Here is a 19,511-nt window from a genome sequence, read left to right on the forward strand (position 1 = left end):
TAGGAAAAGAACCCCTGTACCAGCAGCAAAAGGGCTCCCCGTTCATGCAGAGGGTTCTGCCGGGGACCGTTCCATCTCCCTGAGCAGGATGGGAACCCCGACAACGGTTATGAAGAGGAAGAGGCTGATCCAGAGGCGGACGCCCAGGTACAGCAGGAACGCTGCCCAGAGAAGGGCAACGAGGGTAAGGCAGTAGAAGAGAAAGAGGGGACGGTTCTCCCTGCTGTTCCTTATTTCGATGAACCCGACAACCGGGTTGATTGCTGCAAGCGAAGCGAACAGGAGAATAAACTGGAACACCTCGCCCCGGTGTAGCAGAAAGACCGCCCAGAGTACGGCAACGAACAGGATCAGGTAGAAGATGATGCGCGTCCTCCGCTCTGGCGTACTCCCCGACAACGCCATATGGGTAGGATAGCCCTCCCACTATAAAAAAATAATTCATGGAATGCAATTGCAGGGACCAGCGAGCCCGGGAAATCAGCCGATGAGCCTCTCATCCGACGCCTGCCACTTGGGGGATACAATGCAGAGGAATACAAGGTCTTCGGTACCGCAATTGCGGATGAACTGGCGGGCCCCCGGGGGGATATACACGATCTGCCCTGCCCGTACGGACGCCTGTTCGTCTCCGATATGGATTTCCCCCTTTCCTTCAAGGATATAGTAGAGCTCCACCGACCGGTCCAATACATGGGGCAGCGTGGACTCTCCCGCTGGCACAATCGCATGGGCAATGCTGCACCCAAGGCCCGTGGCTTCCGGGACCTTATCGGGATGCAGAAGTTCGCACAAGAGAGAACGGTCGATCACGCGTTCATGGGAGCTGTCTGCAACACTTCGGATAAGCATGGAAATCTCTCTTCAGGATCTTGGGACACGCTGGTATATGGAGCCGTCGCAGCATTGCCGTGGATAGCTGGCACTGTCCCGTACCGTGCATCTTAATAGCCTCCTGCAGGTATCATTACTGTAGTGGTACTATGAAGATCATTGGTATCAATTCCAGCCCGAAAGGCGAGAAGAGCCAGACCCGCCGGCTCGTGATGGCGGTTCTCGAAAGCGCCCGGCAGGCGGGTGCGGACATTACGTTTGTCGATATCTGTGCTCTGGACATCCACTACTGCACTGCATGCGGAACCTGTTATGCAAAAGGAGAGTGCATCCATGACGACGATTTCCCTGCGCTTCTTGAAAAGATGTCAGACGCGGACGGGATTGTCCTCGGGTCGCCGAATTATATCAACGCAGTGACTGCCCAGCTCAAGACCATGCTCGACCGGATGGCAGACACGGTCCACTGCCAGGCATTTGCCGGCAAGTACGGGTGCGCTGTCTGCACCGCAGGTGGATCCTATGCAAACGAGGTTGCGGATTATATGAACATGGCCCTTGGCAATTACGGTGCAATGACCGTCGGGAAGGTTGCCGTGCACCTGGGCGCCGATCCGGCTGCCATTACCGGTGCGGAGAAAGAGTCAAAGGCGCTCGGAAAGAAGCTTGCCGAAGCGATAAAGACAAAGTGGTCCGATCCCGCACAGGAGAAGATTCTCTTTGAACGCAAAGAGTACTTCAAGCGTCTTGTATCCTTTAACAAGGACCTCTGGAAGCACGAGTACGATTACTGGAAAGCGGCAGGAGAACTGCCCTGAACTTTTTTTAAGAAGAGAACACCCGCATAGCACGGACACCCTGACCGTCTGAACGAACGGAAAAAAGACGGATATTGGTATTATTGAGCGGTCCGCGTCTTGATCATCTCGAGGGCTTCGAACGCTTCTTTCCTGACGGCAACGTTGTCGTCCGAGAGGAGCCCGGTCAGGTGGTCGACAGCCTTCTGGTCGCCAATCTCGCCCAGCAGGAGTGCGGCCCGCTTCCGGACATCGCTCTGCTCGTCCTTTAAGACCATGATAAGGGGCGTTGTTGCCGGCTGGCCGAGCATCCAGAGCGCCTCCATGGCACCGGACCGGATCCGGTTGTCCCCCTCGCGGAAGACCTGCATGAGCGGGGCGATTGCCGGCACGCCAAGGGCTGCAAGGGCCCTGACAGCCTCGATCCGGACAGGCCGGATATCGTCTTCGAGGCACTCGATGATCTTCGGGATTGCCCGCGTATTGCCGATCTGGCCGAGCGCTTCGATTGCACCCCTACGGATGCCCGGGTTCTGGTCAGCGAGTGCCGCAATCAGCGGGTCGATGGCCGGCTCCCCGATTGTCACGAGGGCAAGGGATGCCCGCCTGCCAACATCCTCGTTCTGGGCGATGAGTGCACGGATAAGGGGATCGATGGCGGGGATCCCCAGAGAGCAGAGGGTCGCCATGACCGCGGTTCGCACCCGCTCCTGCACATCGTTCAGGCTCTCGATCAGGTGCGGGATGCAGCGGGGATCGTTGATGCGGCCAAAGGCAACGGCAGCCTCGTACCTGACGCCGGCATCGGTATCCTTCATGGCCTCGACAAGTACCGGGACAGCCCGTTCCTCGCCCATCAACCCCAGCGCCTGCACAGCGCCCCTGCGGATAAGCGGGTGGGGATTCTTGGCTGCCTGGACAAGGGGACTGACCGAAGGCTCGCCAATCAGCTGGAGAGCCCGGATCGTCTCCTGCCGGACATCGTCACTGGGTTCAGCCAGCGCTGCAATCAGCGGGGTGACCGCAGGTGCCCCGATCTTGCCCAGCGTATCGGCGGAGCCCCTGCGGATGATCCAGTAATCGTCCTGGAGCCCCCGGATCAGTGGTTCAATAAAGGCTTCGCCAAGGTCGCCGACAGACCGGACCGCGGCCCAGCGGGCATCGAGGTCGCCGTCGGTCAGGGCTTTCAGGAGGTTCTCGGTGCGCTCCTTTTGTGCTCTCAGGCGCGCCTCTTCGCCCTCCTCCGCCCCTGACTTGAACAGGTTGAGGAATTTTTTCACTACACTCATAAAACTTCTCCAGACGAATATTAGGTGAAAATGTTCAAATAGGTATCGGGTAAATGTTCTCGCCAGATTGGCGCAATACTGCCCGATCTCGCCCAAAAACTCTGTTTTTCATTCCTGACCGGGAGCTGAAGAAAAGGGAGGGAGAGGGAGAATGCATCAGGGTTGTCCGGTATACCCTACCGTGAACTGGGCAGAGCCCGATGTTGTCTTTGGGACATCGTACGCTTTCATGGTATAGGTGCCGGTCGGCACGGTGTTGTCCAGGGTGTAGGAAAAGACCCAGTTATCGTTTGCCTGCACCGAGACTGTACCCAGTTTGATCCCACCGGCATAACGGTCAGGACCGTACAGCACAAGCTCGACCTCAGGGGCATTGGTGGTACAGAGGCCGGAGAACTTGATCGTGTCTCCCCGGGAAGCAGAGTATGTGCTTGGGACAACACTCACTTCCCCGTTGCCGATAACCTCGAACTCTGCCTGGGCCAGGGTTTTCTTGTCAGGATCGGTTGCAGTGGCCCGGTACGTACCCGGCAGGAGTTTGGTTCCCGGGTTCCAGACATATGCCCAGTTACCAAAGGCATCAACGTCTTTTGGAAGGGAAGAACTCCCGGCGGAGTAAATCCCGGTTCCATAGATCGTCACGATAACGCTCTTTGTTCCGGAGGCGGTTCCCGAGAAGGTGTTTGTCTCCCCCACGATCATCGGGTTCCTGCCTGGCGTGACGGTCAGGATCACCGGTGAGGAAGACGATGCCGCCGGAACCGTTGTTGTGATCGCCGGTGTTGTAGTTACGACGGAGGCTGTGGGGATCAGGGCGGCAAAGACATTGTTCCTGCCCGAAGATACGACCATGATCTCAGACCAGCCCTCATAACCGGGATACCGGAACTCGATGGCATGGTTCCCGGGCTCCACATCTGTCAGGGAGACCGGTGTGGTTCCCCTGAACTGGGAGTCGAAATAGACCTGGGCGCCCGTTGGCGACGACGTAAACTGGATTGTCCCCGTTTCTTTGGGGGATTCGTAGACACAACCCGCCAGCAGGACCAAAAAAACCAGCGGCACAATCAGTAGGTTCCGGATCAAAGCGATCTTCCCTCTTACGTTAACCGTTATTGCGGAGCGATATATAGATTTGCAAAACGGGCCGCCGGACCACCGCGCAGGGGCAGGATTTTGGATCAGGCGGCCGCGATTAGCCGGAGGACCTCGTTTGCGAGGGCCACGCTCTTGTCCTCGTCCGTCATCAGGGTGTCGAAACGCACCGCGTGGCTGACCTCAACGGGATCGCGGATATCCTGGACAAAGATATCGGTCAGGCCCCCGTAACAGTTGAACGTCCCGATCGCGTTCGGTTCATAGCCGGCTGCCCGCATCAGGGCCGCAGCCGGGCCGCTGACCGGCTCGTTGCCGATGAACGGGCTGACCGCGAGGACGATCTTGTTCTGGATCGCTTCTTTGATGCCCCCGCAGGCAAGGACCGGAGAGATGCTTGTTATTGGGTTGGAGGGGCCAATCACGACTGCATCGCTCGCTTCGATGGCTTCGAGCGCTTCGGGTGTTGCCACCGGCGGTTCTGCGTAACTCCGCATGACCCCCTGGATCGCGATCTTTCCCCGTGCCCGCACCCAGTATTCCTGGAAATGGATCGGGCCCAGCTCGGTCTTCACCTGCGTTGTCACTTCCGTGTCAGTCATGGGCAGCACGTTCTCGCGGACACCGTAGCGCTCGCAGAGGAACTTGGTCACATTTGTCAGCCGCATCCCCCCGCGGAGCATCTCGCCCCGGGCGATGTGGACCGCCCGGTCCTGGTCACCGATGCCGATAAACTCATCGACGCCAAGGCGCATGATCTCGTCGTGGGTGGTGAAGGTGTCGTTCCGGATCCCCCACCAGGTGTCGGTGTTGAGGATACCGGCAAAGAGGTACATGACCGTGTCAACATCGGGTGAGAGGTGGTTCCCTGAGATCCAGATGTCCTCGGCCGTGTTCACGATCACCGAGATCTCGTGCCGGTCCATCACTTGCTGCATGCCCCGCAACAGTTTGGGCGTGCCGGTCCCGCCCGACAGGAACGTAATCATTACTCAATACTTTTATGCGATGTATATGAAGATTCTTTAGTGAACGCCAAGATCATCAAGGACCCGGTCCACGGCTACATCGAGATGGAGGACTATGCGCTCCGGCTGCTCGATTCGCCCGTGCTCCAGCGCCTCCGGTATGTCCGCCAGCTTGGCTTCTCGTTCCTTGTCTATCCCGGGGCAAATCACACGCGCTTCGAGCATTCCCTGGGGACCATGTTCCTTGCCGATGTTGCCTGCCGCAGGTTCCAGTTGCCGGAGGACGAGCACCGGCTCGTTGTCTCCGCCGCACTCCTCCACGACATCGGCCACGGCCCCTACTCGCATGCGAGCGAGCCGCTGATGGAGCAGTACCTGCACCGGACCCATGATGAGATCCGGCCGGTTATTGATACAACGACTGCAGGTGTTCTTGCGGAAGCCGGGGTGGACCCGGAGACACTGTCGCAGGTTGTTGAGGGGAAGCATCCCCTCTCCGGTATCATCCACGGGGACTTCGATGTGGACCGGATGGACTACCTCCTGCGCGATGCCTACTATACCGGCGCGCCCTATGGCACGGTCGACGCCCAGCGCCTCATCCGGCACCTGATCCGGTACCCGGACGGAACCGTGCTGGACGAGAACGGGGTGAATGCCGCCGAGTCCCTCCTGATCGCCCGGACGCTGATGCGGCCGACCGTCTATTACCACCATGTCAGCAGGATCGGAGAGAGCATGTTCCAGCTCGCTGCCCTGGAACACTGTGCCGGCATGGGCGAAGAGGAGATACAGCAGTTCCTGCGCTTTGACGATGCAGGCTGCATGCATTCCCTGCGCACTTCAGAAAACCCGGTCTCCCGCGGGATCGCGCTCAGGCTTTACGAACGGCGCCTGTACAAGCGGGCCGTGTATGCCGGCAGCGACCAGATCAACCCGGCGACCTGGCAGGAGGGGATTACCCTGGAGAAGTCCCGGGACCTTGCAGCACAGATAGCGGAAAAGGCAGGGATCCGGGCCGAAGAAGTGCTCGTGGACATCCCCCCCATCCCCCGCGAGATGTCCCTTGGCGTCCGGGTGCAGAGCCGGAATGCCGTCACCAGTTTCGAGGAGCTCTCGCCCCGGATCCGGACCCTCAACATGACCCGGCGCGAGCAGTGGCGCCTCGGCATCTACACGGTGCCGGAACACCGCGATGCGGTCGGCGATGCGGCCTGCGAGATCCTGCACATCAAAAAACCGACCCGGCAGGATACGCTGTTTTAGGCAGGCTTTGCGGTCTTGGAGAACCGGGCAGGGGGAGGAAACTCCAGCGTACGTTTGTACCCGTGCGACCCCCTGCATCGCTATTATGCGTGGTCCCACCCACTTGCCGTCGGAATTTTTACTAAAAAGGTGTTTATGAGAAATCTGACTGAAGGGGGTCGCGTGGGTACAAATTGTTTTTGGGCAGGCTGCCTGCTATGGGAAAACAGGAAAATTATCCCGAAGATGACTTGCTTGTAAGGGCAGGAACGCTTTGGTTGTGTACCTATGCGACTCCCCACCATTGGTGCGGCCCCTCGTCAATTGCTTTGTGATTAACGTCTCTAGATCTGATGAACCAGTCGGAACTCAAAGAACGCTGATGCATTCTTCTCGTCCTCCCAGTCTGATGACTGGTCGGAACCCGAAGTTTCGCGGTTTATCAAACTCGGGAGTGAGAAGAATCCTTCAGGCCTTATGACCTGTCGGATAAACAATAATATCCCAGTCTTCCAACACTCACGCATATGAAGTATCATGTTCTTGCTGCCTGTATCCTGATGATCGCTGGTGTCGCGATCGCCGGGTGCACCCAGGGCACGACCACAACACCTGCGTCTACTGGTACGCAGGTGGCGACAGAAACCGCTAGGATTACCCCCCAGGTTTCGTTCTCTCTTGGCGATCACTATCTACAGGATCCCCAAGGTTACACTTTTCAGACCGAAAAAGATGTCCTCGTGAAAGAATTCAGGGTTGACGATCCATCTTGGGGCGTTTACTTTAAAGTCCAGCCATTGAGCGATGATGTGCAGAAATGCTGGTTTTCAATTGATGTAACTGATGTAAATACACAAAAATTAGTAATCCATGATGGCTATGGAAAAGACCAGCCCTACGAAAGAGAACAATGGATTGCGATGCATGGGGATGGACCCTACAAATTAACGATGACAGGAAATTGCGCTAAAGTGTGGGTTACCGCTGCAAAGCGGAATCCGTGAAACGGAGATAGTACCATGATTGAAGACTGGATTGTGACAATCTGCGGCGTCATCGTTATTGTGGCTGCTATCGCGGTTGCAGTACTGAAACTCCGCAGCGCTGAACGAAAGATGCACGAGAGCACCCACAAGTTCAGGGTTTATTCCGATCTCCTCAATGCCATTACAGAGCTCAACCTTGCCGGCGGGGATCCATACAAGATGGATGTTGCCAAGAAGAACCTGGCCCTGACGCTGAACCGGCTCAACCTTGTCGGGAGCACGGGAGTGCTCCGGAGCACCAACGACCTCCTGGATTTCTTGAACGAGTACAAGGACAAGGATTACGATACCCTCCGGCTCCATAACATCCTCAACAGGCTCGTGATCGAGGCACGCCGCGATATCAACCCCGAGCATGCCCGGAAAATCGAGGAGTCACAGGTCAGGTTCAGGTTCTTTGCGCCTTCCCGGAACAGGGTGCCGGTGGTACCTGAGAAGAAGGAGTGAACCTTTTCCTCAGGGGGCTGGTAGATCTTCCTCTTCTCGGGGTCTGATGACCCCTCGGAACTCGAAGAACGCTGAAGCGTTCTTCTCCTTCTCAAGGTCCTGATGGACCTTTCGGAACTCGAAACATCCTGAAGGATGTTTCTCGACCTCAAGGCCCTGATGGGCCTCTCGGTTTTCGAAGATTTGCTCTGCAAATCTTCTCGTCTTCCTGGTTCTGATGAATTCGAGACCTTCATGAGAAGGTCGAGAAAGAGAAGAGCTGCAGGCTCTTCGAACTAGTCGAAAGTCGAAGAACGCTGAAGCGTTCTTCTCTTTCTCAAGGTCCTGATGGACCTTTCGAATCCACAAACTCTTTTTCCCCCGCGCTCTGACATTGGTATCACAGGAGAGGCGGTTGTTCTGCTATGAAGAAGGAGATCGTTGTCGGGGTGACGGGGGCGAGCGGGGCTGTCTATGCCCGGCGCCTGCTTGAGGTGCTCTGCAGGGAAGCGCAGGTACATGTCATTGTCTCGGATGTTGCAGCGAAGATTGCAGCCCATGAAGGTGTGTCGCTTGAGGGATTTTCTGCAACCTACCATGACAACGACAAGCTCTTTGCCTCTATAGCGAGCGGCTCGCATAAGTACGACGGGATGGTGATAATCCCCTGCAGCTCCAAGACGCTCTCCGCTGTTGCCAACGGGTACACGGACAACCTGATTACCCGCACCGCCGATGTCTGCCTCAAGGAGGGACGGAAGTGTATCCTTGTCACCCGCGAGATGCCGCTCTCACGGATCCATATCAAGAATATGCTTGCTGCCGAGGAGGCGGGCGCTACCATCATGCCGGCAAGCCCGGGATTCTATCAGCGGCCAAAGACTATCGAAGATCTCGTGGATATGGTCGTCGCCCGGGTGCTCGATCACCTGGATGTCGAGCATACGCTGAGCGGGCGCTGGGAGGGATACGATGCGTAGTTTTATTGAGAAGATGCGGAAGGCAGGGCTGGTCACTGATGTGAAGGAAGCTGTCTCGCCGGACATGGAAGCGCCGAAGATGGCCGCGAAGACGGACAAGCCCCTCTTCTTCCATAACCTTGCCGGCCACAAGGCCGTGATGAACCTGACAGCGAACCGGGCCTCGCTCGCTCTTGCGCTCGGGATAGACGAGGCAACGATGGTGAAGACCCTTGCGGATGCGCAGTTCAATGGGAACGTCATTGAAGACGGGACCCTGAAGATGCAGAAGCCGGACCTCACGAAGCTTCCGATCATGCACCACTTCCCGAAAGATGCCGGGAAGTACCTCACCTCCGCCATCGTCTTCTCGCGCTGGGAGGGTGTCGAAAACGGGTCGATTCACCGGATGCAGGTGCTCGATGACCACCGCGTTGTTGCGCGGCTCGTCGAGGGCAGGCACACACACGTGATGGTGAAGAAAGCCATTGCGAAAGGCGAAAAACTGCCCGTCGCGATCACCATCGGGACGCACCCGGCGGTTACGTTTGCCAGCTGCACAAGAGTGCCGACCGGGAAAGAACTCCCGTACGCCGCGGAGCTGATGGGCGGCACGCTGAAGGTGAAGAAGTGCAGCAATGGCGTGCTCGTCCCTGAAGCGGAGATCGTGCTTGAAGGATTCATCACGGCCGAGCTCACCGACGAGGGGCCGTTCGTCGATATCACCGGGACATACGACCCGATCCGCCGCCAGCACATCATCGAGATCACGGGCATGTACACAAAGCCGGACTTCATTTACCACGGTATCCTGCCCGGTGGCGATGAGCACAAGATGCTGATGGGGGCACCCTACGAGCCGAAGATCTACAAGGCAGTTGCCGGGGTCACCGAAGTGAAGGATGTCCTCCTCACGAAAGGGGGCTGCGGGTACCTTCACGCCGTGATCCAGATCCGGAAGAGCACGCAGGGCGACGGGAAGAATGCGATCATGGCGGCGTTTGCTGCCCACACATCCCTCAAGCATGTCGTTGTCGTTGACGAGGACATCGACCCGGCCAATCCTCATGAAGTCGAGTACGCCATTGCGACACGGGTCAGCGGGGACCGGGACATCATGGTGATCCAGGGGGTTCGCGGCTCATCACTCGATCCCTGTCAGCTCGAAGACGGGACGAATGTCAAAGTCGGCGTGGATGCGACCATGGTGCTCGGGCGCGAGGACGAGTTCCGCCGCGCAACGTGGTGACGCCATGCAGCTCGACCGCGACGACGAACGGATCCTTGCCGGGGAGCAGGGCGAGACGAAGCAGAAGATGCTTGAGCTCATTGTTGCGCTCGGCAAGGTTTTCGGTGCGGAGCGGCTCGTCCCGATTAAGAGCGCGCAGGTGAGCGGTGCATCCTACAAGACCATCGGCGAGTACGGCCTCCAGTGGCTTACATCGCTCGATGCAAAGGCAATTGTCCCGGCCGTGCTGAACCCGATCGGCATGCCCCGGGAGCGCTGGGAAGAGATGGGCGTTGATCCGGACTTTGCCGCAAAGCAGCAGGCCGTTGTTGCTGCCTACGAGCGGCTCGGCATTGCCCTGGAATGCACCTGCACACCCTACTACCTCCGCGAGACATCGTTTGGCGACCATCTTGCCTGGTCGGAGTCCTCCGCGGTCAGCTATGCAAACTCGGTGATTGGGGCGAGGACGAACCGGGAAGGAGGTCCCGGTGCCCTTGCCGCGGCACTCGTGGGGAAGACGCCCTGTTACGGGCTCCACCTTGAAGAGAAGCGCAAGCCGCAGGTGATCGTCCGGGTCGAGGCAGATACCCGTAACTGGGACATATCCCATTACGGGGCGCTCGGGTACCATGCGGGAAAACTCGTGGGCAACCGGATCCCCTTCTTCTCGGGGCTTGAGTCCGCGACTCCCGAACGGCTCAAGGGGCTCGGGGCGGCGATGGCGGCGACCGGTGCCGTGGCACTGTACCATGTCGAGGGCGTGACTCCCGAGGCAGCGCAGGGACTTTTCGAGCTCTCCGGCCTTGAGGTGATCAACGTTGAGACAGGAGATGTCGAACGGTTGTTCAAAGAGATCCCGGTGGATGCGGTTGCCGTAGGCTGCCCGCACTGTTCGCCGCTGGAGCTGGGGGAGATAGCCGGTCTCCTGAAGGGCAAGGTTGTCACCATGCCGTTCTATGTCTTCGCCTCACAGGGCGTGATTGATCGGAACCAGAAGACCGTGGACCAGATTGAGAAGAGCGGCGCCCGTGTCTTTGCCGACACCTGCATGGTGGTTTCACCGGTGATGGAACAGTACGAGGCGATCATGGTGAACTCGGGAAAAGCCCTTGCGTACGTGCCGGACATGTGCGCCGCGGTTGCCCGGATCGGCACGATTGCGGAGTGCGTTAAAGTGGCAACGGAGTGATCTTCCCCGTCGGGAGATCACGGCCACAGATATTTTTAAAATAGTTTCTCACCGTACGGCCAGCAGGATCTTCCGGATCTCTTCCACGGCTTCGGGCGAGGGATTCTTTCCCGGCCGCACACCGTCACCATAAGATAGGATCTTTTTGACCGTTTCCATGTTCATTGTCATGAACGGGATCTTATCCCATACCTTCTGGTCGATCTTGTTCCATGTGCACTGGAGCAGGTGAGAGAGGAGCATGATCTCAGCTTCCGACAGCAATTTCCAGTCCGCACCGATGCCCTGCTGCATCAGTTTCATCGAACTCTCGACCGTCTTCCCGCGGTGGACATGGTACAGGCGCCTTCCCAGCTCTGCCTGGGTAACCTCCGGCATACTCTTTCCTCCAGCCCCGTTTCGGGGATGATGAGTGAGTCCCGCTGTGCACCCATAAATGTTGCGGATGAATGGCCGGCACAAAACGGTCAGCCCCATGCAAGGGAAAATGCTATAATCCTGGACAGGATAATTCCCCTGTACGGGAACTATGCCCTCTACCAGTGAAGAAGAGCTGGGCAGGAGACGGTTCCAGCTCCAGAAAGAACAGGCGATCGAGGCTGCGATCGAGAAGATACGCCGCGCCCCTGATGCCGGATGGGCCTCTTTTTCCGGCAGGGACTATACCCGGCTCCGGGAGATCCTTGCCGAGATCTGGATCGGCGTTGACCGCGAGAAGTGGCAGCAGTACGCGTTCTCCACGCTCACAAAGGAGGATATCCGCGAACTCCTCCTGCTGGGCGGGGCTGCACCGGGCCGCGCCATCCCCCGCGCAACCATGGAAGCCATGGATGCGGTCATCTCCCATGCAAAAAACGCAGGAAAAAAAGCGTGACACGTCGTGCAGGCCCGGGAGTACTCCCCCGGTCTGCCCTGAAAACGCCCAATAACCTTATTATAGCTGGACTCTGTAGGTTCTATCATTAGGAGGTAACGAGATGGTTGGTTGGGAAGTCCCCATCGGTGCTGCCATCGCATTCTCCTTTGGTGCGATTGGTACAGGTTGGGCGCAGTCACGCATCGGAGCAGCCGGCGCCGGTGCGATTGCTGAGAAGCCGGAGACCGCCGGAACTATCATCATCCTGGAGGCAATCCCCGAGACCCTGGTCATTCTCGGGTTCGTTGTCGCTTCCATGATCATCCTGATGGTGAAGTGACTCACGCAGACGAATCGGCTCCGGTGCGGGAAGCCCCGTGAGCAGTGCGTTCCCAAAAAAATCCTTATCACCCCTTTCCCGGGCCGGGAACCCCGGGAGAGACCGGGCTGGCACCCCGCCCTGCCGGAGCAGGCATGAGAGGACGGTGATGCCGTGGCCTATGATAATCTTTTGAAATCCGTGGAGGAAAGTGCAGAAGCAAGGGAGCGGGAGCTCCTGCAAAAGGCAGAACAGCAGGCGGAAGCGATCCGGGCTGAGGCAAGGAAGCGGGCCGAGGAGATCCAGCAGGCTACGATCCGCGATGCAGAACGGTCTGTGGCAATCGAGCGCAACAAGCAGCTCTACCTGGCAAAGGGAGAGACCAAGGAAAAATCCCTCCGGGGCCGGGAGAAGATCTTCCTCTCCGCCTTTGCAGAGGCAGAGAGACGGTTGTCCGGGCTCCGGCAGGACAAGCAGTACCCTGCCATCTTCGAACGGCTCGCACGGGAGACGGTGAGTGCTGTGGGAACAAATCCGTTTGTCCTTCACGTTGACAAACGCGACCTGGATCTCTGCAGGACAACGCTTGCAGCCATAGGTATCCGTTGCGAGGTCATCCCTGACATCGAGTGCGCCGGCGGCCTTGTTGCAGCATCACCGGACGGCCTTGTCACCATCGCCAACACGGTTGAGTCGCGCATCGAGCGGATCCGGGAGCACAAGCGGCTTGCGATCTACAAAATCCTTTCCGGAGGCTGAGATGGACTGGGGGTATATCAACGCCCGGATCCGGGGAATGAAGAGCCGGCTCCTCGACCACCGGACGCTTGACAACCTTATCCTGCAGCCGGACATGGACTCGCTGATAGCCGAGCTCGAGAAGACCGCGTACCGCGAGGACCTCATCGAGGCAAAAGGGAAGTACACGGGAGTCACTGCTGTTGAATATGCCCTCCGGAACAACTTTGTCCGGACGTTCCGGAAGGTCCTCGACTTCTCGAAGGAGAAAGAGGCGCGGCTCTATATCAGCATCTTCCTGCACCGCTGGGATGTGCAGAACATCAAGACAATCCTCCGCGGAAAGAACATCCACGTGACGAACGAGGAGATTGTGGACTGTCTTGTTCCCGTTGGCGAACTGGACGAAGCAACCCTCACCGAGCTTGTCCGGCAACCGGACGTAAAGGCGGTGATCGATCTCCTTGCAACATGGGACATCCGCTGGGCCCGGCCGCTCACAACGGCATTTCCGGAGTTTGCAAAGAGCGGGGATCTCGGGATGCTGGAGTGTGCGCTCGACCGGTTCTACTACAACGACGCGCTCCAGGCAGTCTCTGCAAAAGGGGCAAACAACGCGAAGATCCGCCAGGTGCTCTCGCTTGAGGTCGATGTGGTGAATATCAAGACAATCCTCCGGATGGTGAGGGACCGGATCGCACCCGAGGATGCACAGAAGTTCCTGCTCGAAGGAGGTCAGGCATTGGATGAGAAGATGATCGCCCGGGTCCTTGTCCTTCCCACGATCGCGGAGGCTGCGGCTATGCTCTCCACAACCTGGTACCCCACGTTACATCCCACGCGCTACCGGTTCCTGGCAACGATCCCGGAGGATGTGCTCCGGGCCCAGAAGATCTCCGTTATCGAGAAACAGCTGGAGCGGCACCTGGTACGGGAGGGTGTCGACTCATTCCTTGGCGACCCGCTGAGCGTGGCGTCCCTCATCGGGTACTTCTGGGCCAAGTACAACGAGATAACGAATATCCGGATCATCTCGCGCTGCAAGACGGCCGACTTCCCGGTCGAGAACCTCCGGGAGGAGCTTGTCTATGTTTAAGCTGGTCATCGTGACGGACAGCGACCGGGCATCGGGGTTCCGGCTCGCGGGAGCAGAGGTATACGAGGCGGACGGCATGGAGGAGGCCCGGGCTGCAATCCCTCCCCTCCTCCACAAGGACGACATCGGGATCGTTGCAGTAAATGAGGAGTACATGCTCGGGCTTGACGAGAAGCTGATGGACCGGATCGAGAAGATGCACCGCCCGCTCATCATCCCAATCCCCTCAAAGAAGAAGGAAGTGGACCGGCGGACGTATATCGAGCGGCTCCTCAGAAAAGCGATCGGGTACAACATCGTGCTGAAGAGGTGATGGTATGATATCGGGGACAATTTCACGGATCTCGGGCCCGGTGATCGTGGCAAAGGGCATGAAGGGGTCCAAGATGTACGACGTGGTGAAGGTCGGGGCCGAGGCCCTCCGCGGCGAGATCATCCGGCTCGAGGGTGACGAGGCAGTTATCCAGGTATACGAGGACACGACCGGCCTGACGCTGGGCGAGGCCGTGGAGAACACGGAGACGCCGCTCTCGGTGGAGCTGGGCCCGGGCCTCCTCTCCTCCATCTACGATGGCGTCCAGCGCCCGCTGCCGGTCTTGAAAGAGATGAGCGGCGATTTCATCGGCCGCGGCATCACCGCACCGGGGCTTGACCGTAAGAAGAAGTGGGAGTTCTCGCCTTCCGTGAAGAAAGGCGACAAGCTCGGGCCCGGGGACATCATCGGCACGGTACGAGAGTTCCAGTTCGAGCACCGCATCCTCGTTCCCCCGAAAGTCGCAGGCACCGTCACGGAGATCCGGTCCGGACCGTTCACGGTCGAAGAAATCGTCTGCGTTCTCGACAACGCGACAAAACTCAGCATGATGCATACCTGGCCGGTCCGGATCCCCCGGCCGCACACAAAGAAGCTCGACCCCCTCCTGCCCCTCATCACCGGACAGCGGGTCTTCGATTGTATGTTCCCGGTCACGAAGGGCGGCACCGCGATGATCCCGGGCGGTTTTGGTACGGGCAAAACGGTCTCGGAGCAGACACTTGCGAAATGGTCGGACACACAGGTCGTAGTCTACATCGGCTGCGGCGAGCGGGGCAACGAGATGACGGACGTGCTCGCGGAATTCCCCGAGCTCGTGGACCCGCGTACACAACTCCCACTCATCCAGCGGACGATCCTGATCGCCAACACCTCCAATATGCCGGTGGCCGCCCGCGAGGCCTCGATCTACACGGGCATCACCATTGCGGAATACTTCCGGGACATGGGGTATGACGTGGCGCTGCTGGCCGATTCGACCTCACGCTGGGGCGAGGCGCTGCGTGAAGTCTCGGGCCGGCTCGAAGAGATGCCGGGCGAGGAAGGCTATCCTGCCTACCTCGCCACCCGGCTCTCGGCCTTCTACGAGCGGGCGGGACGGGTCATCTGCCTCGGGAGCAGGGAGGGGGCAGAGCGGACCGGTTCGGTCACGGTCGTTGGAGCAGTCTCACCGCCCGGCGGGGACTTCTCGGAACCGATCACGCAGAACACCCTTCGGGTTGTGGGAACATTCTGGGCGCTTGACACAAACCTCGCCTACCGCCGGCACTTCCCGTCCGTGAACTGGATCAAGAGCTACAGCCTCTACCTTGACTGCATCGCGGAGTGGTACGACAGGTCCATTGCCCACGACTGGCGGGAGCTCCGGGAGCAGGCAATGTACCTGCTCCAGAAGGAAGTCGAGCTGCAGGAGATTGTCCAGCTCGTTGGCCCCGATGCCCTGCCCGACAGCGAGAAAGCAATCCTCGAGGTGACACGGATGATCCGCGAAGATTTCCTCCAGCAGAGCGCGTACAGCGACACCGACTCGTTCTGTCCCGTGGAGAAACAGTACATGATGCTGAAGGTGATCATGACCTACTACGAGCAGGTGAACCTGGCAATGAACCGGGGCGTAAGCCTGCGGCAGGTGCAGGCGCTCCCGCTCCGGGCAACCATCGGGAGGATGAAAGAGGCGGCCGATGCGGAAGCGGTCCGGAAGATGATCGATGAAGTGACTGCTGCGGTGTCGCATCTGGAGGTGGAGCGATGAAGGACTCTTCCCTCCTGACCAAAGAATACCGGACCATCGAGTACGTCTCGGGACCGCTCATCTTTGTCTCCGGCGTCCTTGGCGCATCGTACGGCGAGATTGTGAAGATCACCTTAAAGGACGGCGAGGTCCGGACCGGGCAGGTTCTCGATATCTCCGAGGAGCATGCGGTTGTCCAGGTCTTCGAGGGCACGCGGGGGATCGATCTTGTCGGGACAACCGCCCGGTTCATTGGCGAGCCGGCACGGATCACGGTCTCCAAGGACATGCTGGGCCGGATCTTCACGGGCGTGGGAACGCCCCGCGACGGCGGTCCGGAGATCATACCGGAGGCGGTGCTCGACATTGCCGGTGAGCCAATCAACCCGTCGGCCCGTGACAAGCCCGCGGATTTCATCCAGACCGGGATGTCGGCGATCGATGGCCTCAACACCCTTGTCCGCGGGCAGAAGCTGCCGATCTTCTCCGGCTCCGGCCTTCCCGCGAGCAAGCTCGCCGCCCAGATCGCCCGGCAGGCAAAGGTCCGGGGCGAGGGCGAGGAGTTCGCGGTGGTCTTCGTTGCCATGGGGATCACGCACAAAGAAGCCTCGTTCTTCATGCAGGACTTCGAGCGGACCGGGGCGCTCGATCGCGTTGTCTTCTTCATGAACCTTGCCGACGACCCCACAGTCGAGCGGCTCGCGGCGCCGCGGTGCGGCCTTACGGTTGCAGAGCACCTCGCCTTTGCCCACGATTTACACGTGCTCGTGATCTTAACGGATATGATCAACTACTGCGAGGCGCTCCGCGAGATCTCGACCGCCCGCGAGGAGGTGCCGGGCCGGCGCGGGTATCCCGGCTACATGTACACCGACCTCGCCTCCATCTACGAACGGGCCGGGCGGCTGAAAGGGAAGAAGGGCTCGATCACGCAGATCCCGATCCTCACGATGCCCGATGACGACATCACCCACCCGGTGCCTGACCTCACGGGCTACATCACGGAGGGGCAGATCGTGCTCTCGCGTGACATCTTCCGGCGCGGAGGAGACCCTCCGGTCGATGCCCTGCCCTGCCTCTCGCGGCTCATGAACCTCGGGATCGGCCCTGGCAAGACCCGCGAGGATCACCGGGGCGTTGCCGACCAGCTCTATGCCAGCTATGCGTACGGCCGCGACCTGCGCCGGCTTGTGGCAATCGTGGGCGAGGAAGCGCTCACCGATCTTGACCGGAAATACCTGAAGTTCGCGGATGCCTTCGAGCGGCAGTTCATCACGCAGGGGGATGAGGACCGGGCTATCGAGACCACGTTTGCGATTGCATGGGACCTCTTCTCGACCCTGCCGGTGGATGAGCTGAAACGGATCAAGCGCGAGCACATCGCGAAATATCACCCGGCCGCACAGGAAGTGACTGCGCAGCAGGAGAAGAGCGAAGGGAGCTGAGCGGAGATGGAGCAGGTCAAGCCCACGCGGATGGAGCTGATGAAGAAGAAGGCGCAGATCAAGCTTGCCGAGCAGGGCCGCGACCTGCTGCGGGAGAAGATGGACGCGCTCATCCAGGAGTTCTTCAAGATCCTCTCCAGCGTATCGGACTCCCGCGACGAGCTTGACCAGATCTCCCGGGCTGCCGATCTTGCGCTGATGATCGCGGCCGCAACCGATGATCCGGTGACCCTGCGTTCTGCTTCGTTTGCCACCCGGCGTTCCATCACGGTCGGCATCAGCGGCAAGAACATCATGGGCGTGCCTGTCCCGGTCATCGAGAAGAAACGCGTGTCCAAGAGCATGCTGGAGCGGGGCTATGGGATTATTGCCACGAGTGCACGGATCGATGAGACGGCCGAGCGGTACGAAGTGGAGCTCGACCTCCTCATCAAGCTCGCCGAGACCGAGACCGCGATGCGCCGGCTCGGGGCGGAGATCCAGATGAACCGCCGGCGCGTCAACGCGCTCGAACAGATCCTGATCCCGGAGCTGAGGAGCCAGGCCAAGTATATCAAGAACGCAATTGAGGAGCGGGAGCGGGAGGATTTGTTCCGGCTCAAGAAGGTGAAGAGCCTCTTAGAGAAGAAGAAAAAGAAGGTGAGGGAGAAGAAGGTGAAGATGGGAATCCAAGAGTCTGATTGAGACACTTTCATACTGTGGACTGCTATTTTTATATTCGTTAAAATTATGCTTCTTTAACGAGGTACAAAAAAGTATAAAAAAAATCTGATAATGATCAGATATCGAGGATATTGCATGGAATTAACTGATTTTTTTGAGGAACAAAGACAGCAATCTTTGATAAAAACTGAGATTGTCCGTAAATATTTTTGGGCGTGGTCAAAGGTAATTATTCCATCAGCAAAAAAATACAGTGGAAAGATCGCTTACATCGATCTATTTGCTGGTCCTGGGTTTTATGGGGATGGATCAAAATCTACACCGATTCTCATATTAGAGAGAGCAATTCAGGAATTTGATTTAAGAAATATGTTAGTCGCGTTGTTTAATGATGCAAATCCTGAGCACGCCACATCATTAGCACGAGCAATCAATTCCTTACCAGGAATTGAGTCTCTAAAATATCGGCCTACTGTTTGTAATGATGAAGTTGATATTGGCTTTGAAAAGGTCTTCTCCGATAAGAATCTCGTCCCGACACTCCTTTTTCTTGATCCTTGGGGTTACAAGGGATTATCCATAGATTTGATAGGATCTGTACTCAAAAACTGGGGGTGTGATTGTATCCTTTTCTTTAATTACAATCGAATACAGGTCAGCCTCACAAATCCGAAAGTAACTGAACACATGGATGCACTTTTCGGAAAGGAGCGTGCTGAGAAACTGAAGGGTCAATTGGATGCAGTACCTGCTGAAGAAAAAGAATTGACTATCATTGAGGCAGTGACAGAAGCTCTTCATGATGCAGGTGCAACATACGTCCTACCTTTTTGTTTTAAAGATGACCATCGGCATTGTACGAGTCATCATCTAATTCTGGCCACAAAACATCCTCGTGGTTATCAGATAATGAAGGATATTATGGCGAAAGAAAGCTCCAGCGATATTCAGGGTGTTCCCTCGTTTGAATATAATCCGGCAACAATCAGACAAATGTTACTCTATGAATACTCTCGTCCGATTGAGGATCTTGAAGAGATGTTACTCACAGAATTTGCCGGGAAAACACAAACTATGAAAGAAATATTTGAGCAGCATAATGTTGGGAAGCGTTTTGTCAGTCGAAATTATAAGGATGCATTGCTTCATCTTGAACATCAAGGAAAAATAATTACAAATCCTTCCGCAGAGACCCGTCCTCCAAGAAAAGGTATTCCAACATTTGGAGATAATGTGAAAGTAACATTCCCTCCTAGAGACAGGTAGTACC

Annotated in this window: 23 protein-coding genes; 16 read left to right on the forward strand and 7 right to left on the reverse strand. The window is 57.8% G+C overall.

The window, feature by feature from the left end; genetic code table 11:
• Positions 1 to 42 precede the first annotated feature (42 nt).
• The gene (locus METFOR_RS01200) at positions 43 to 405 is read right to left on the reverse strand and encodes a hypothetical protein (RefSeq protein ID WP_015284285.1); all 363 of its coding nucleotides are present in this window, start codon (positions 403 to 405) and stop codon (positions 43 to 45) included.
• 75 nt (positions 406 to 480) lie between these two features.
• Positions 481 to 852 (reverse strand): cupin domain-containing protein, encoded by a 372-nt coding sequence (locus METFOR_RS01205; RefSeq protein ID WP_015284286.1) that lies wholly within the window; start codon positions 850 to 852, stop codon positions 481 to 483.
• A gap of 131 nt (positions 853 to 983) precedes the next feature.
• Here METFOR_RS01205 and METFOR_RS01210 point away from each other — a divergent pair, with 131 nt between their 5' ends.
• Entirely contained in the window at positions 984 to 1,652 is a 669-nt protein-coding gene (locus METFOR_RS01210; RefSeq protein WP_015284287.1) for a flavodoxin family protein, read from the forward strand.
• 80 nt (positions 1,653 to 1,732) lie between these two features.
• On the opposite strand, the gene METFOR_RS01215 is transcribed toward METFOR_RS01210, so the two are convergent.
• The 3 genes from METFOR_RS01215 to cofD form a co-directional block, all read right to left on the reverse strand.
• On the reverse strand, positions 1,733 to 2,920 hold the full coding sequence (locus METFOR_RS01215; protein WP_015284288.1) for a HEAT repeat domain-containing protein: 1,188 nt from the start codon (positions 2,918 to 2,920) through the stop codon (positions 1,733 to 1,735).
• A gap of 156 nt (positions 2,921 to 3,076) precedes the next feature.
• Positions 3,077 to 4,006 carry a PEGA domain-containing protein gene (locus tag METFOR_RS01220; protein WP_015284289.1) on the reverse strand — a complete coding sequence of 310 codons (930 nt, stop codon included), beginning with the start codon at positions 4,004 to 4,006 and terminating at the stop codon, positions 3,077 to 3,079.
• 95 nt (positions 4,007 to 4,101) lie between these two features.
• Positions 4,102 to 5,004: a 2-phospho-L-lactate transferase gene (cofD, locus tag METFOR_RS01225; protein ID WP_015284290.1), complete on the reverse strand. Its 903-nt coding sequence runs from the start codon at positions 5,002 to 5,004 to the stop codon at positions 4,102 to 4,104.
• A gap of 39 nt (positions 5,005 to 5,043) precedes the next feature.
• On the opposite strand from cofD, the gene METFOR_RS01230 reads away from it, so the two are divergent.
• From METFOR_RS01230 to METFOR_RS01245, 3 genes are all read left to right on the forward strand, one after another.
• The gene (locus tag METFOR_RS01230; protein ID WP_015284291.1) at positions 5,044 to 6,249 is read left to right on the forward strand and encodes an HD domain-containing protein; all 1,206 of its coding nucleotides are present in this window, start codon (positions 5,044 to 5,046) and stop codon (positions 6,247 to 6,249) included.
• A 506-nt stretch (positions 6,250 to 6,755) separates the two neighbouring features.
• Complete coding sequence (locus tag METFOR_RS01240) at positions 6,756 to 7,232, forward strand: hypothetical protein (RefSeq protein WP_015284292.1); 477 nt, start codon at positions 6,756 to 6,758, stop codon at positions 7,230 to 7,232.
• Positions 7,233 to 7,247: 15 nt separating this feature from the next.
• Positions 7,248 to 7,721 carry a hypothetical protein gene (locus METFOR_RS01245; protein ID WP_015284293.1) on the forward strand — a complete coding sequence of 158 codons (474 nt, stop codon included), beginning with the start codon at positions 7,248 to 7,250 and terminating at the stop codon, positions 7,719 to 7,721.
• 9 nt (positions 7,722 to 7,730) lie between these two features.
• Here the strand turns inward: METFOR_RS01245 and METFOR_RS01250 are convergent, their stop codons facing one another.
• Entirely contained in the window at positions 7,731 to 8,069 is a 339-nt protein-coding gene (locus METFOR_RS01250; protein WP_048110732.1) for a hypothetical protein, read from the reverse strand.
• 56 nt (positions 8,070 to 8,125) lie between these two features.
• On the opposite strand from METFOR_RS01250, the gene METFOR_RS01255 reads away from it, so the two are divergent.
• From METFOR_RS01255 to METFOR_RS01265, 3 genes are read left to right on the forward strand one after another with little or no spacing between them, the layout of a single operon-like run.
• The gene (locus METFOR_RS01255) at positions 8,126 to 8,680 is read left to right on the forward strand and encodes a UbiX family flavin prenyltransferase (protein WP_015284294.1); all 555 of its coding nucleotides are present in this window, start codon (positions 8,126 to 8,128) and stop codon (positions 8,678 to 8,680) included.
• A complete protein-coding gene (locus tag METFOR_RS01260; protein ID WP_015284295.1) occupies positions 8,673 to 9,908 on the forward strand; it encodes a UbiD family decarboxylase in 1,236 nt (411 codons plus the stop codon). The genes METFOR_RS01255 and METFOR_RS01260 overlap by 8 nt, the downstream gene beginning before the upstream one ends.
• Before the next feature lie 4 nt (positions 9,909 to 9,912).
• Positions 9,913 to 11,079: an aconitase X gene (locus tag METFOR_RS01265; RefSeq protein WP_015284296.1), complete on the forward strand. Its 1,167-nt coding sequence runs from the start codon at positions 9,913 to 9,915 to the stop codon at positions 11,077 to 11,079.
• A gap of 48 nt (positions 11,080 to 11,127) precedes the next feature.
• Here METFOR_RS01265 and METFOR_RS01270 read toward each other — a convergent pair whose 3' ends face one another.
• Positions 11,128 to 11,457, reverse strand: a complete 330-nt coding sequence (locus METFOR_RS01270) for a hypothetical protein (RefSeq protein ID WP_015284297.1) — start codon at positions 11,455 to 11,457, stop codon at positions 11,128 to 11,130.
• A 151-nt stretch (positions 11,458 to 11,608) separates the two neighbouring features.
• Between METFOR_RS01270 and METFOR_RS01275 the strand changes: the two genes are divergently transcribed.
• From METFOR_RS01275 to METFOR_RS01315, 9 genes are all read left to right on the forward strand, one after another.
• Positions 11,609 to 11,953, forward strand: coding sequence for a hypothetical protein (locus tag METFOR_RS01275; protein WP_015284298.1), 345 nt, complete (start codon positions 11,609 to 11,611; stop codon positions 11,951 to 11,953).
• Between the two features lie 103 nt (positions 11,954 to 12,056).
• Positions 12,057 to 12,275, forward strand: a complete 219-nt coding sequence (locus METFOR_RS01280) for an ATP synthase subunit C (protein ID WP_015284299.1) — start codon at positions 12,057 to 12,059, stop codon at positions 12,273 to 12,275.
• Positions 12,276 to 12,455: 180 nt separating this feature from the next.
• Entirely contained in the window at positions 12,456 to 13,013 is a 558-nt protein-coding gene (locus METFOR_RS01285) for a V-type ATP synthase subunit E (protein WP_158491338.1), read from the forward strand.
• A gap of 1 nt (position 13,014) precedes the next feature.
• Positions 13,015 to 14,088 (forward strand): V-type ATPase subunit, encoded by a 1,074-nt coding sequence (locus tag METFOR_RS01290; protein ID WP_015284301.1) that lies wholly within the window; start codon positions 13,015 to 13,017, stop codon positions 14,086 to 14,088.
• Positions 14,081 to 14,401 carry a V-type ATP synthase subunit F gene (locus tag METFOR_RS01295; protein WP_015284302.1) on the forward strand — a complete coding sequence of 107 codons (321 nt, stop codon included), beginning with the start codon at positions 14,081 to 14,083 and terminating at the stop codon, positions 14,399 to 14,401. The genes METFOR_RS01290 and METFOR_RS01295 overlap by 8 nt, the downstream gene beginning before the upstream one ends.
• 4 nt (positions 14,402 to 14,405) lie before the next feature.
• On the forward strand, positions 14,406 to 16,154 hold the full coding sequence (locus METFOR_RS01300; RefSeq protein WP_015284303.1) for a V-type ATP synthase subunit A: 1,749 nt from the start codon (positions 14,406 to 14,408) through the stop codon (positions 16,152 to 16,154).
• Positions 16,151 to 17,578 carry a V-type ATP synthase subunit B gene (locus tag METFOR_RS01305; protein ID WP_015284304.1) on the forward strand — a complete coding sequence of 476 codons (1,428 nt, stop codon included), beginning with the start codon at positions 16,151 to 16,153 and terminating at the stop codon, positions 17,576 to 17,578. Before METFOR_RS01300 ends, METFOR_RS01305 begins: the two co-directional genes overlap by 4 nt.
• 6 nt (positions 17,579 to 17,584) lie before the next feature.
• On the forward strand, positions 17,585 to 18,262 hold the full coding sequence (locus METFOR_RS01310; protein ID WP_015284305.1) for a V-type ATP synthase subunit D: 678 nt from the start codon (positions 17,585 to 17,587) through the stop codon (positions 18,260 to 18,262).
• Between the two features lie 114 nt (positions 18,263 to 18,376).
• Entirely contained in the window at positions 18,377 to 19,507 is a 1,131-nt protein-coding gene (locus METFOR_RS01315) for a three-Cys-motif partner protein TcmP (protein ID WP_015284306.1), read from the forward strand.
• Positions 19,508 to 19,511: the final 4 nt, after the last annotated feature.

This window comes from Methanoregula formicica SMSP (assembly GCF_000327485.1).
Classification (GTDB): Archaea; Halobacteriota; Methanomicrobia; order Methanomicrobiales; family Methanospirillaceae; genus Methanoregula; species Methanoregula formicica.